We start from the raw sequence: 14,651 nt of genomic DNA on the forward strand, positions 1-14,651 counted from the left end.
ATTGATTTTTTATTATTTTCTTAAGCCTTAAAATTACGGTCATTTTTTGAGAATATCGAAAAGTCTTCTAAAACGGCTTTTGAAATAAAATGATCTAGTTCACTATTCAATTTCATTCGAATGAATTTATTGCATTATTTACCTCACGCATCTGTACAATCAAGCCCAACCATAAAAAATACAATTGGCGTTTCGAAATCATTTCTGCTCTTGATTTTATTAATTCTTTTTTGTGTAAGGGGTAATGCTCAATACTCAAGTGAAATCGAACCCAAAGAAAAATACTATCAGGTTAAAATCAGCCTTTCTCAATATGGGGTAATGGCTAAGCTTCAAATGATGGGAATTTTGGATCATGCAAAACGTGAAGGAAATGCGTTGATTACCGTTTTCTCGGAAAGCGAATTGGAGTTACTTCGTAAGGCTCAAATTTTTTATGAAATCGCTGTTGAAGACCTTGAAAATTATTATCAACAAAGGGCTTCCGAGGAACTTCAGATTCTAAATGAAAAGGGAAGTAAAGAGTTTATAAGAGGTACATTTAATCAAACAACTACACAAGCGCAAAGTATAGTTCCAAAAAAATTTAGACTTGGCAATGTCGGAGGCTTCTTAAGTATTAATGATGTGGCAGCGGAATTGGATTCAATGGTAGCGAATTACCCAAATTTAATCTCGAAAAGAAGAACACTTGGGAGCAGTGGTGAAAGTCGCCCAATTTGGTATGTCGAATTGGGTTCAGAATCTTCTGAAGGTAAACCGCAAGTGCTTTATACCGCAATGCATCATGCTCGGGAACCCGGTGGTATGATGGCACTCATCTACTTTATGTGGTGGTTGCTTGAAAATTATTCAACAGACCCCGAAGCGAAAGCGTTACTTGATTCAAGAAGAATGACGGTTGTTCCAATTGTCAATCCGGATGGGTATGCTTATAACATTCAGAACTCTCCGAATGGTGGCGGGCTTTGGCGGAAAAATCGAAAAAGAAATTCAAGCAATTCTTTTGGAGTTGACTTGAATCGGAATTATGGCACTTATGATTTTTGGAACTCCGCTTTTGGGGGTTCCAGTACATCCCCTTCGAGTGATACCTACAGAGGAACCGATCCTTTTAGCGAACCCGAAACCGCGGCACTTCGCGATTTTATTGCCATCAATCAATTCAAGGCTGTGTTGAATTATCATACATTCAGCAACCTTCTTATTTATCCCTATGGTTACGCAAGACGTGAAACCCCTGATGCGCCAATCTTCCGGGAATATGCAAAGAGAATGACGGAATTCAACGGCTATACTTATGGGCTTGATATTGAAACGGTTGGTTACAACACACGTGGAACATCAGACGATTGGATGTACGGCGATTCTCTAACGAAGCCGAAAATGATAGCAATGACGCCCGAAGTGGGTGCACAAAGCGATGGCTTTTGGCCTGTACCTTCAAGAATTACAGGGCATTGCCAAGAAAATCTCTTGCCTAATCTTTTCCTTGCTTGGGCTGCTGGGCCTTATTTTGCAACATCTTACGACTATGCATTTATTCCAAAAAATACGGTTGTATCCTTGCCCTTTACGATTAAAAATATAGGTCTCGAATCGGGAAAAAAGGTGAAAGTCTCGTTCAATTCAGATAATCTTGGAGTTCAGTTTTTGAATCAAACAATGGTTTTTGATTCAATTGGTAGTTGGGAATCGATTTTTACAGATGGCATAAAAGTTAAAATTTCATCGTCAATACCTGATGGCCCAATGACAATCACAATGAATGTTGCACAAGATGGAGGGTATGTAACATCAGTGCCGTATTCAATAGCATTAGTGACCCCGCTGTCAATTCGTGATGAATATTCTCAAGTGGATTTTGCTCTTGAACAGAATTATCCCAATCCGTTTAATCCATCAACAATTATCAAATTCAGTATTCCCTCACAAATGCAGGTTCGTTTAGAAGTTATAGATGTAATGGGAAGAAATGTAGTCACACTTCAAAATGGGTTAATGAGAGCAGGAAGTCACTCATTTACATTTGATGGTTCAAAATATGGTCTAACAAGCGGCGTATATTTCTATCGTTTGATAACCAGCGGGTTTCAACAAACTCGAAAAATGATGCTCTTGAAATAATGAGAGAAAAAAGGAGATTCTATTATTTCCTTAAACCTTAAAGAGAACCAATTCTCCTTCGATACTTGCAACGGCGAGAAACTCATCAGAGTGTGACCATTGAAGGGCTGAAATTTCTTTTGAGAGAATTGAAGTTAAACTCATATCAGTATTTTTTTTAGGATTCCAAATTGAAACAACGCCATTTTGGTCGCCTGTTGCTAATTTGTTACCGCGATGTTGAAACCGAATGGATGTCACCTTTCCAAGATGCCCGTTGAGTTCCAAAGGCATTTTCCCCTCTGGGCCGGAACCCGTAATATCCCAAAGCATAACTGAATTTGCGCAGTTCGAGGCTAAAGTTGTACTGCGTGCATCATAGGCAAGTTCTGTAACTTTATTCGGGTATCCGCTCATGTGCAAATCACTTTCAGGTTGGTAGGGTAAAATCCAAAAGTGAATGTCTTGCTCTTGTGTGCCCGCGGCTAAAAATTTTGAATTCGGACTTAGGGCCAAAGAAATGAAAGAGGTTTTCCAAAAAAGCGTTTGATTCGGTTCTGGCGATAATAGCTTATGGAATCTTACCATACCATAAGAAGCGGTAAGAAATGTATCACCGCTCCGCTCCCATTGAAGACTGGTGATGGTGGATGAGTGGTCAAATGATTTCCAAAGTATTTCACCTTGTTCATTGCCTACAAACAATTCTTTTCCGGCTGATACTGCAAAGTGAGAGCCTTGTGGGTTCCACGCATAACGCTCAACCCAAGCGTTCTTCATTTTTTCTTCTTTGAAAAGCGAAAAACTTTTGTCAGGATTCCATAATCGAAAAAAACCGTCTTGACCGTGAGTGGCGAGTATTCCCTTTTTTGAAAAACTTGCTCCAAAGCCGCCAAATTGATGAGCTTGAATAGAATTAAGAATAAATCCTTTTTTCGAATCGATTAAAAACACTTTTCCCGAACTTGTCATTACAGCAAGTGTTTCACTGGAAGGGGAAAAGGAAAGTGATAGGATAAAATCATCCAATTGTGCAATCCAAACCTTCGGTAAAGTCTCTCGAATTGGCGTGCGAAAGCCTATACTTGTTCGTGAATAAGACATGAACGAAATCCTTCAATTAATTCGGTTCTGTTAAGATTGCGCCCAATAAATACTATTTGATTTTTCTTCTGTTCTTTTTCGTGCCAAGGTCGGTCAGCTTTTCCATCAAACATCATGTGAACGCCTTGAAACACATACCGGTAATCTTCTCCTGCAATGCAAATAATGCCTTTCATCCTAAAAATATCTTGACCCTTTTCGCGAAGTAACAAAGAAAGCCACTGATTGATTGAAGGGCCATCGACCTCGCCAAATTCTTCAATACCAACTGAAGTTATTTCAGCGTCATGCTCGTGGCTATGAGGAAAAGAATAAGTTCGCGTTTCTGCAATCAGTTGACTCGTATCTTTTCTTTTAAGTGTAAAAGCAACCTCTGCTTGATGATGCTCAAAGAAAAAGGCATACATTCCGCTTTGTTGAATGTCTAACATAAAAGTCTGTTCTCCCTTGCTGGTATTGGGTGTACAGAAAAACAACATACGGTCGTTCAACTGTAAATGATCTCCACTTCGGCAAAGTGTTACTTCAGAAGAGAAGGCAATAACGGCATCACGCTTTAAGGCAATAAATTTTGGATGGTTCGGTGTTTTTTCATCGGAATGCTCATGATGATTATGTGAGTGATGATGATCATGATGATGGTTTTCATCTTCGTGATGATTGTGTTGGCAATGAGAATTCGGGAGTGAATGAACCCAATCTGAAGCAACGGAGGAAATAAATAACTTTAGTGATTCTGATGAACGAAAGGATAATGAGTAAGTGCCTTGTTCTAATAAAAAAAATGATACCGATTCAAAGGGGACCTCTTCTTGCAAAAATGACGGATGAAGATCAGTTTTATCTTTAAGATCAAATGCATTGATATTTAAAATCTTTTCAGGTTCAATTTGCCCATTCTGAGTTTTATGCATCGCTGCTTGCGAATTGATGGAGAGAAGCTTTCGTTCTAATTGATTTAACTCCAGTTCAGAGACCAAGTCTGTTTTGTTCAGCAGTATCACATCGGCAAAAGCCACTTGCTCGCGGCATTCGTCCGATGAATCAAGGTGTTGCCCAATATGCTTAGAATCAACTACGGTCACGATTCCGTCAATCCAAAATGATTCTTGCATTTCAGGGTCAACAAAAAAAGTTTGGGCCACCGGAGCGGGATTGGCAAGCCCCGTCGTTTCAAGTAGAATGTAATCGAATTTGTCCTTTCGCTTCATCAAATTTCCCAACACGCGAATCAAATCGCCACGAACCGTGCAGCAAATACACCCATTACTCATTTCAAAAACTTCTTCGTCGGCATTGATGACAAGTGCTTGATCGATACCAATCTCGCCGTATTCGTTTTCAATAACGGCAATTCGCTTACCGTGTTTTGCCGAAAGCAAATGATTGAGAAGCGTCGTTTTACCCGCGCCTAAAAAACCGGTAAGTACGGTAACTGGAATTCGAGAAGTCATAGGTTAAAGAAAGAAATGAAAAGATGAAAATTGATTACTAAAATTGTTTTTTATTTTAAGCATAAATCACTTTCGGCAAGATACTTTTCAAGGTTAAAAAAGAAACGAATCTTCAGCATAATCATGCATCGCATCATTCATCATATTTTAAAATTACTCGTTTGGCTTTTATCAATAGGTACTTTCTTATTTATTCAATCTTGTGCATCAACAACTTCCACAAAAAGGTATCAATCTAAACCAGCAACCGAACGCGAAATTAAAGCACTTGAAGAAGAAGCCGAGAAATCTGAAGCTGAGATTGAACCATCCTCTCCCTCAAAATCATCTTCATTAAAAAAAATTTCTCATTCCGGTATAGAGAGGCTCCAAGAAGAAATCAACCAATATCTTGGAACACCATACCGTTATGGGGGTGAAAAGTTTACTGGTATGGATTGCTCCGGCTTTGTAATGCGAGTGTATCAAGATGCCATCAAACTAAAATTGCCAAGAACATCAAGCGCAATGGCCCAATTTGGCGAATTCGTATCTCAAACCAAACTTAAATTCGGCGATTTGGTCTTCTTTCGAATCAAAAGTTCTAAAATCTCTCACGTAGGAATTTATATCGGCGAGGGCGAATTCGTTCATTCTTCTTCTTCGCTTGGTGTTACTGTTAGCAAATTAAGCGATAAGTACTATCAAAAACACTATGCCCTTTCACGCCGAGTCATCGAAACGGAATGATAAATTTCCACTCTTGATCTTAGAAAAATTTATTCTCCCTTGATTTTATCAAAGAGTTCAGTTGCTTCTTTTTTTCGCTCGTCGTCACCGACTTCAAGTAAGCTTAATCTAGAAATTAGAGAAAGTTGACTTTTTGCCTCAGCAAAGTTCTTCTTTTTTATCAAAGCTTTCCCATACTCTAAGTGAAACATGATAAAATTTGGGCGGAATTCAATTGCTTTCTTCAAATTGCCAAGAGCTTCATCTAAATTTCCCCAGTCAAGCCCGATTGGTTTTCGAAGCACTTTCGGCGTTTCGGTGAGCTTTAAATGGGTTCTTCCTAAGATGTAGTGAGCTGTGGCTTGCCATTGAAGCCCGCCATTATTCAGTTCAATCGCTTTTTGAGCATCGTCTTTTACACTCGTGACATAATCGGCCGCGTCTAAAACACCCTTGAAGAGCGCAATTTTTCCATTTGCTGCTGCTCTTCGTATATACCCGATGCTTAAGTTTGGATTTGACTGAATTGCTTCATTGGCAAATTCGAGTGCCTTCGAATAAATCCCCTCTTGAGCTTCTTTAGTAGCGGCATCTCCGGCAAGGAGATAGACTCTCGATGCACGCCAAAGGACATCAAATGATTTTGGATGATTACGAAGGGCTTGGTCAATGGTCTCTTTTGCCTTACTAATTTGAAGGTTGTCTATTTGATGGTCAACGAGTGTTGAAAATTCTTCCACACTTTGAGCCTGAATGAAGGGTTTCATCAAAAGAAAAGTGAAAAGCAAAGACGCGAATGTTGTCTGGCGAAGTGTCATTTCAGATAGATAAAAGTAAATTTTAAAAAGCTTAAAGCCTTAGATTAAGCGAGTTAACAGAGTTGAAATTGAATAAATTCTCTCTCTCGTTTTGCGATAAGTTGCTTTGAGATTTGAACTTTTTTTCCCGTTTCTAAATCGGGCATCAAAGCGAGTCTTTCAAGCATATCAAAATCGGGGCTAACCCCATAAATTGCAACAATCCGCTTCATACATTCTTTCTTCTCAAATGCGGTGAGCGAATTAAACCGAGGTAATTCTAAAATGCCCGTTTCTGCATGAAATGCGCCTCCAAGAAAGTGAAGAAAGCGTTCATCTAAAAAATCTCTGATTTCCTCTGCCTGTGAAGCCAATCGGGTTAGCGATGGTTTAAATTTTCCCTCAAAGCGCTTTTCTAATAATGGAATCAATTTCAGTCGTACAAAATTTCTGTCAGGCTCTAACGAGTGATTGGAGATGTCTTCTCGGAAACGCTGTTTAACTGACTTGAGATAATCATTTAATTCTTTTTTTGAAAAGGGGAGAAGCGGTCTTATCACGACACCATCAAGCAAATCTTCTCGAACGGCACGAATCCCCATTAAACCCGAAAGTGAGCTGCCCCGAAGCAAATTAAACAAAACCGTTTCAGCGTGGTCATCCAAGTGGTGAGCGGTTAAGAGTGCCTCAAAGCCGTGGGTTTTCATCAGCTCTTCAAAATAATTATATCGAATCTCGCGAGCAGCAGTCTCAACTGATAGCTTGTGGGTTTTGGCATATACTTTTGTGTGGAATGCACGTTCAAAAAATGGAATATCTAATTTTTTGCAAAGTTTCCTGCAAAATGCGGCGTCCAAATCGGAGTCTTTTCCTCGCAACTGAAAATTGCAGTGAGCCGCTGAAATGTGAACCTTATGAATTCTTGAAAGCCGACGAAGTAATACAAGGAGGGCAACCGAATCTGAGCCACCCGATAGAGCGACGAGAATTTTATTATGATTGCACAACAATTGTGAGTAATTAAGATGAGATTGAAATCGCGCCTCAAACTTCTTATGAACAGTTTTCATAATCGATTTTCAGGTTTTTAAAATTCCGTTATTTGCAAAGCAATAAAATTTACGACATTAATTTATTTCATAATTAAGTTTTTTGAGCAAAAAATGAGCCTTTTAACTTAACACTTTGTTAAATCACTTTTATTGGTTAATGAAAATGCGCGTTCTATCTTTGCGCCTACAAATCCTCCTAGTATTAAACCCTTGTGATTGTTAATAGGGTCATTTACCTGATTCAACGCATAATAAACAAATAAACAGCTATGCAAAATCGTTACAAAAAGGTTGCGTTTGCCTTAATGAGTGCTCTTATGTTTTTGGGCATTTCGGAAAGTGCATTTTCGCAAGTTACAACCGGCTCAATGAGCGGTAGTGTTTTTTCTCGTAAGGAAGAGGCAGTAGTAGGGGCAAGGGTCGTCGCAACCCACCGTCCGACAGGTTCTCGTTTTGGTGCAATCGTATCTGTTGACGGAAGATATTTAATTCGCAACATGAAAGTAGGCGGACCTTATGTGGTGAAAGTCTCTTTCGATGGCGGCGAATTTCAGTCCAAAACTATTGACAGCTTGTACATCGAATTAGGACAGAACCTCAATGTGAATGTTGTTTTGGAAGAAAAGAACATTCAAACGGAGGAAATCGTCATTACCGCCGATCGTAACACTGACATAGATCGTAGCAAAACCGGTGCTCAGATTTCAATTCCCGAGCGTCAAATTAAGAACTTACCTACAATCGCTCGGGACTTTACAGAGTTTGCTCGGCTTTCCCCTCAATTCAATGGCAATAGCGCCGGCGGAAGAAATAATCGCTACAACAACATTCAAATCGACGGTGCTGTTAATAATGACCTCTTCGGTCTTGCTGCAAGCGGAACGCCGGGAGGCCAAGCAAGCACATCGCCAATCAGTTTGGATGCTATTCAAGAATTCCAAGTATTGGTCGCCCCTTACGATGTTCGACAAGGCGGCTTTACAGGGGGTTTAATTAACGCGATTACCCGAAGCGGAACCAATAAAATTGAAGGTTCAGTATTTTCTTACGGTCGTAACCAGACCATCTTAGGCAATAGCCCCGACGGTTTAGGAACTGCACCACGCGATTTTCGAGAATTGCAAGCCGGGTTTCGTGTTGGTGGGCCAATTATTCAAGACCAATTGTTTCTTTTTGTGAACGGTGAAATTACCGACCGTGTGCAGCCAAGAAACTTCTTTGTTGGCGGTACAGGTGCTTCTGCTTTTGGCGTTGTGCAAGGTGTGTTTCCTAACGGGTTACCAGCTGATTCAGCCGCACGCTTTGAAAATGCACTACGTACTTTGGGTTATGAAACTGGTACAAACGGCTCTTTTGATGTAACGCGAACCAGTCAGAAACTCTTTGGTAGAATTGACTGGAATATTAGCGATGAGCACAAACTTACACTCCGTCATAATTATGTGAATGCCGCTGACGATAACGATGGCAGTAGCGTCACTCGGTTTTTCTATCCCAATTCATATTATGCTTTCAAAAGCACTACAAATTCTACAGTTCTTCAGTTAAACAGCGTCTTTGGAAAGTTCTATAACGAATTCCTAGTAAATTTTACCACAGTCCGAGACCGACGCGAAACACCCGGAAGCACATTCCCGCGCGTTCAGGTCAATGTAGGGCGTCAAACAACTGGTGCTCATGTCAATAGCGGTATCCAACTTTATGCAGGTACTGAAGAATTTTCGGGCAAAAACAGTTTGGATCAAGATGTTCTTGAAATTACCGATAACTTCACCACCTTTTTAGGTGCGCATACTATTACGTTAGGTACCCACAACGAATTCTTCCGGTTCAAAAATCTCTTTTTAAGAGAATTTTATGGTGCCTATGAATTCAACGGAATTTTTGCTTTTGAACAAGCCGCTGCTTTAGCTGCTGCTGGAAACGGTCGAAATCTTCCATCTGCGTTCAGACCATCCGTAACCGCAATTACCTATGGAAGAGCAGGCTTTCCTGAGTCGCCAATTGCTGAGTTGGGTGTTAATCAATTTGGCTTTTATGCTCAAGATGAATGGGCTGTTTCACCCAAGTTTACCTTGACCTATGGAATTCGTGTTGATATGCCTTTCTTTACCAGTGCGCCATTCAGAAATGATTCTTTAAATGCCTTGGTTGCAAATCCAACTTTGCTTTCAAATGAAGCACGCGAATTAAGACCAAGAACGGATGTGAAGCTTGATAATATTCTATGGTCTCCGCGTGTTGGGTTCAACTACGATGTTACCGGAGATAAAGAATTTCAAATTCGTGGGGGTATTGGTGTTTTCACCGGAAGAACACCTTATGTTTGGATGTCCAACAACTATGGTAATACCGGTGTTGATGTTACAAGAACAAGTGTTGCAACCGCACAAAGAACCTTTTTCTTAACGAATAGAGATAGTATTCTCGCGGCAATTGGCAATCCACAATTGAATCCAAACAATCCTCAACCTGCTACAGAAATTAATGTGGTTTCTGAAAATTTCAAGTTCCCACAACTCTGGAGAACGAATTTAGCAGTAGATTATAAGCTTCCAGCGGGATTTGTTTTCACCGGCGAAGCGATTTACTCCAAAATTATGAACGACCCTCTGTATAAGGATCTTAACCTTCGAGCATCAACCTCGAACTTTATCGATGGTCGTCCTTTATATGGAACACCACTCGCCGCTGGTGGTAGTTCAACAAACCTTTCCAATGTAAACCGTGCGAATACCACGAATTTTACCAACATTATTTTCATTGGAAATACTGATAAAGGTTATACTCTCCAGTTAACCGGAGAAATTAGAAGAACAGTTGGAGAATTGACAGGAGGCATTGCTTATACCTACAGCCAAGTGCGAGATGTTAACAGTGTCACGTCTTCACAAGCTATCTCAAACTGGCGTTTTAATGTGATTAGCGGAGATCCAAATAATCCGGATGCAGGGATTTCAAATTTTGAACTTCGCCACCGCTTTGTTGCGAATATCAATTACGAAATCAAGTGGAACGAAAATTTCAACACCAACATCTCGCTCATTTATGTTGGCCGCGAAGGTCGTCCATTCTCTTATCGTTACCAAGGCGATTTAAATGGTGATGGTCAAGCGCAAAACGACCTCGTATATGTTCCATCCTCCCCAACAGATCGAATTGTTTTGAGCGGAGATGCTGCTTCACAAGCTGCTCAATGGGCTGCTTTGGATGCATTCATTAGCCGTGACCCCGCTCTTGTGGCTGCTCGCGGAAGTATCATTGAGCGTAATGCCGCTCGCGAACCTTGGAATCATCAACTTGATCTTCGGTTAACCCAAGGCATCTCATTTATTGAAGGTCAAAATCTTGAATTGACCTTCGATTTACTCAATGTGTTGAACTTTATTAATAACAACTGGGGTCGGTTAGAAACAGCTTCAAACCAAAACTTTGCTTTATTAACGCTTCAAAGTGTTGATGCAGCAACTGGTTTTCCTGTGGTATCATTTAATACCAATAATACAACGCCATTCCAAGTTGATCCACTCCTTTCACGATGGAGCGCGCAATTCGGTTTGCGTTATTCTTTCTAATCGAAGAAACCTAATTATCAACAAAAAAGCACCGGATTTCCGGTGCTTTTTTGTTATCTCAAAAAACTAATTCTGTGTTCCGGCGGCGGGTACACCTGCTTCAGGCTTCTTTTCTTCCTTTTTTTGTTTGCGCGCTTCTCGACGTTCATTGGCCTTTGCTTTCATTTCTTCAGCATAAGCTTTGCGCTCTTCAGGCGTCATGTTTTTCATTTTTTCTTTGATCGCAGCGCGGCGTTCATCGCGGTTTTCCTTTCTTTCTTCACGGTTTTCTTTTCGATCTTCGCGTCGTTCTTGACGGTTTTCTTTTCGCTCTGCACGGCGCTCAGCACGCTTTTCTTGGCGGGCTTCTTTACGAGTATTGGCGGGTGCTTCTTGTGCAAAAATGTCGCAAGTCGAAACAAGCAACGCGCCTGAAAGGATGGATAATAAGACTGTACGTTTCATTGTTGTAAAAAATTTGAATTAAAAAAAAGAGTTACTGAGTAAGCTTTATAGTTTATCGCTCTCACAAGATTAAGACAAAAGAAGTTTTACACAGGTTTAATAGAAAAAAAATTTTTTCTGGCTTACAAACAAGTATTCATCTAATCGAAATTGGTTAAATTGAGTCTTTTCCAAGATAAAAGTCGGAATCGGGTCAAGATTATATGCAAGAAAAAGCACTTTCCCTATTATTTGAATTTCAAACCAACTTGGCAAAAGAATACCTTGCTTTGTTTTCCAAAACATTCCCTTGCACCATATCCGATTTTCTTTCTCTTCCATTTCCAAAGTCTCTCAATTTTATTCTGAAAAAGCAGATTTTTTTTACTTTCAAAAAAAGAATTGAAAAAGGCTCAAATCAAGAGTCGGACTGTTTGTTTGACATCGATACATTTTCTCTCAAAGAGTGGGGCAATTTCGAAAATGTCTTTCAAAGAATTGCACTTCAGGAGCGGTTTGTAAAAACGGTACTCCAAAAAGCAATTCAAGAATATGTTCAATTTCTTATCGCTCCAAAAAGCTATTGGGTGAATCAAATTTTTGGTGGTGAGGCCTATTCGAACCCAGATAGAAAAGTTAAAGTTGAAGCAGTAAAGACATTATTGATTTCATTGAATGATTACCCCTATTTAACCAATGTTTTCTTCCAATACCTTGAGCGAAAGCAACTTACCGAAATCTCTGTTGAACGATTTGAAAAAATCATCGGAGATATCGATCGCAAAGTTATTTCAACGTTTAATGTTGAAGATTTTCAAACACTTCTTACCCCATTTCTTGTTTTTCCTGATCAAAAAGAAAAACTCTTGCCAATTGAACTTTTCAGGTTATTCTTTTATGAAAAAGAGCTGTATCGAGAAACAGAAATATTTCAAAACGCCTTAAACCGCGGAGTACTACAAGTTTCACTTTATGAAGCCATTGAGTTGATTTCGGGTAAAGAAATCACAAGGATGAGTAAAGTCGATGTTAAACAGTCTGAGCCAACCAAAGAAGATGATCGCATTGAATTAAATATCGATAAACCTTTAGTAAAGCCTCAAATACCGAGACAAGAAGAAGACAATGTGACATCGGTTATACTAACAGAATCGATGCAACAGCCAAGTCTTGAAAAACAAGAGCAAACGGTATTAATTCAGGATGTTGAAACTGAAAATAAAGAAAGCGAAACCAATCCTCCATCTATCGAGAAGATCGATTCTGAAAATTCTCTTAAGTCAAAAAGTTTAGAGGGCATACAACCTAGCGAAGCATTTCAAAAACTATTTCAAGCTGAAGATCTGCAAAAGCTGAGGGATGAAATTGCTAAAAGAGAAGCAAACCAATCGAATTCGGAGAAAGAAGAAAAACATAATGAGGAGATGTTATTTGAAAAAGAATCACTCCAAACGGTTTTTTCAGAAACAAATTCGATAAAGGTTCAACAAGAAGAATCGAAAGAAAAGTTAACTTCTAAGGATGTAAAAGGAGACGATTATCCACCGTTTGATATTTCATCACAAGTTCCTGTTCAAGCAAAGTCATTTGAAGAATTGCTTAAAGCGATAAAGGAGAAATCAGAAAAGATTCATCAGAAAAGAGACATCGAAAAGCAAGAAAGTGAAGCATTAGAACAAAATCAAAACCAACCAGTTTCTCCCCTTGCCTCACTTGATGTAAACGAAATTCACGCTGAACAAACCAATCCTCATGTCGATATTTCAACACGGAAAGATTCGTTTTCAGCTTCTGAAGATACTGAACAAAGATTAAGTGAAAAGACTCCTCAAGAAGACATAAAAGCCAATCAAGAGCCAATTCAAATTGTAAATGAAGTCGTTGAACTTCAGAAAACGATTGATAGGAATGAACCCTCAAAATCGAGTCCTTCGCTTTTAAATCAAAGTGTTATGAATGCTCCGGTCATTTCAGAAAGAAAGGAACCGCTTTCAGGAGACTCATTTGCATACGAACCTTTCAAACCTCTTCTCGCCCCAGAACGAAGTGTCTCTATAGAAACTCTTTTCTCTCATGATGAAAAAAAGCGAATCGTCAAAAAGGTTTTTAGGGGAAATGGTGATGATTTTGATAATTCAGTCTTAAAGCTCGATTCGTGCAAGACTTGGAGAGAAGCATCGATTTTTATCGATCAAGAAATCTTTACGCGTTTCAAAGTGGATGAATATTCTGAAGAGGCGATTTTATTTACAGATTATGTTTTTAATCATTTCTTCACAAAGTAGAACTAATCAATAAGCTTATAAATACCAATGGGACTTCGAACAGGAATTTTGGGTTTACCAAATGTCGGTAAATCAACATTGTTTAATGCGATAACGGCTCAACAAGTGGATGCACAAAACTATCCATTTTGCACGATCGAACCGAATGTTGGAACTGTCGCCGTTCCTGATAAAAGGATGAAGGATTTGGCGGGGATTGTCAATACAAAAATTCTTGTTCCTGCAACGCTCGAAATAGTTGACATCGCTGGGCTTGTTCGCGGTGCTTCAAAGGGTGAAGGACTTGGAAATAAATTTCTTTCTCATCTCCGCGAAGTCGATGCGCTTATTCATGTTGTCCGATGCTTCGAAGATAGCAATGTGGTTCATGTTGATGGAAGCGTCAATCCCAAGCGCGATATTGAAACCATTGAGACCGAACTGATTTTCTCTGATTTAGACTCCCTTGAAAAGCGAATTCCGAAACTTGAAAAGGATGCAAAGAAAGATTCAAAGTTGCAACCTCAAGTTGATTTCATGAAGCGAGTTTATGAATTATTGAATACCGGTAAACCGGCACGGCTCGCCGCGCAAAATGATGATGAAAAGGCGATGCTGAAATCACTTTTCCTTCTTACCTCAAAACCTGTATTATATGCAGCCAATGTCAATGAAAATGATGTAGTATCCGGAAATTCCTTTACCAATGAGGTGGAAGCCATTGCAGCCATTGAAGGGGCAAAAGTAGTTGTGGTGTGTGCAAAAATCGAATCTGAAATTGCGATGTTGCCCGAAGAGGAAAAACCTGAGTTTTTAGCAAGCCTTGGTCTTGAAATGTCTGGACTTGACCGCGTCATTCGAGCCGCTTATGATTTGCTGGGATTACAAACCTACTTTACCGCTGGCGAAAAAGAAGTGCATGCTTGGACAATACGTAAAGGGGCGAAAGCACCTGAAGCTGCAGGGGTAATCCACACCGATTTTGAAAAGGGGTTTATCAGAGCCGAGGTGATGAAGTATCAAGATTTGGTTCAGTTTGGGAATGAACAAAAAGTAAAAGAAGCCGGAAAGTTATCGATTGAAGGAAAGGAATATGTTGTTAATGATGGCGATGTCATGCTTTTTCGATTTAATGTTTAATTCAGTTCAATGAGGGGTGATTGATCAA

At 39.6% G+C, this 14,651-nt stretch carries 10 protein-coding genes; 5 read left to right on the forward strand and 5 right to left on the reverse strand.

Going from position 1 to position 14,651, the window contains the following annotated elements:
* Positions 1-120: 120 nt before the first annotated feature.
* Complete coding sequence (locus SFU91_09630; protein MDX2129282.1) at positions 121-2,127, forward strand: M14 family zinc carboxypeptidase; 2,007 nt, start codon at positions 121-123, stop codon at positions 2,125-2,127.
* Positions 2,128-2,157: 30 nt separating this feature from the next.
* Here the strand turns inward: SFU91_09630 and SFU91_09635 are convergent, their stop codons facing one another.
* Both SFU91_09635 and SFU91_09640 read right to left on the reverse strand, forming a co-directional pair.
* The gene (locus tag SFU91_09635) at positions 2,158-3,210 is read right to left on the reverse strand and encodes a hypothetical protein (GenBank protein MDX2129283.1); all 1,053 of its coding nucleotides are present in this window, start codon (positions 3,208-3,210) and stop codon (positions 2,158-2,160) included.
* On the reverse strand, positions 3,186-4,664 hold the full coding sequence (locus SFU91_09640; protein MDX2129284.1) for a GTP-binding protein: 1,479 nt from the start codon (positions 4,662-4,664) through the stop codon (positions 3,186-3,188). Before SFU91_09640 ends, SFU91_09635 begins: the two co-directional genes overlap by 25 nt.
* 123 nt (positions 4,665-4,787) lie before the next feature.
* Between SFU91_09640 and SFU91_09645 the strand changes: the two genes are divergently transcribed.
* Positions 4,788-5,393 (forward strand): C40 family peptidase, encoded by a 606-nt coding sequence (locus tag SFU91_09645; GenBank protein ID MDX2129285.1) that lies wholly within the window; start codon positions 4,788-4,790, stop codon positions 5,391-5,393.
* A gap of 29 nt (positions 5,394-5,422) precedes the next feature.
* Here SFU91_09645 and SFU91_09650 read toward each other — a convergent pair whose 3' ends face one another.
* A complete protein-coding gene (locus SFU91_09650; GenBank protein MDX2129286.1) occupies positions 5,423-6,190 on the reverse strand; it encodes a hypothetical protein in 768 nt (255 codons plus the stop codon).
* A 53-nt stretch (positions 6,191-6,243) separates the two neighbouring features.
* A complete protein-coding gene (tilS, locus tag SFU91_09655; GenBank protein MDX2129287.1) occupies positions 6,244-7,239 on the reverse strand; it encodes a tRNA lysidine(34) synthetase TilS in 996 nt (331 codons plus the stop codon).
* 251 nt (positions 7,240-7,490) lie between these two features.
* On the opposite strand from tilS, the gene SFU91_09660 reads away from it, so the two are divergent.
* Positions 7,491-10,796 (forward strand): carboxypeptidase regulatory-like domain-containing protein, encoded by a 3,306-nt coding sequence (locus SFU91_09660; protein ID MDX2129288.1) that lies wholly within the window; start codon positions 7,491-7,493, stop codon positions 10,794-10,796.
* A 66-nt stretch (positions 10,797-10,862) separates the two neighbouring features.
* Here the strand turns inward: SFU91_09660 and SFU91_09665 are convergent, their stop codons facing one another.
* The gene (locus tag SFU91_09665; protein MDX2129289.1) at positions 10,863-11,240 is read right to left on the reverse strand and encodes a hypothetical protein; all 378 of its coding nucleotides are present in this window, start codon (positions 11,238-11,240) and stop codon (positions 10,863-10,865) included.
* Positions 11,241-11,443: 203 nt separating this feature from the next.
* On the opposite strand from SFU91_09665, the gene SFU91_09670 reads away from it, so the two are divergent.
* Positions 11,444-13,504, forward strand: coding sequence for a hypothetical protein (locus SFU91_09670; protein MDX2129290.1), 2,061 nt, complete (start codon positions 11,444-11,446; stop codon positions 13,502-13,504).
* A gap of 27 nt (positions 13,505-13,531) precedes the next feature.
* Positions 13,532-14,623 carry a redox-regulated ATPase YchF gene (gene ychF / locus SFU91_09675; protein ID MDX2129291.1) on the forward strand — a complete coding sequence of 364 codons (1,092 nt, stop codon included), beginning with the start codon at positions 13,532-13,534 and terminating at the stop codon, positions 14,621-14,623.
* Positions 14,624-14,651: the final 28 nt, after the last annotated feature.

It is taken from the genome of Chloroherpetonaceae bacterium (genome assembly GCA_033763895.1).
Taxonomy (GTDB): domain Bacteria; phylum Bacteroidota; class Chlorobiia; order Chlorobiales; family Thermochlorobacteraceae; genus JANRJQ01.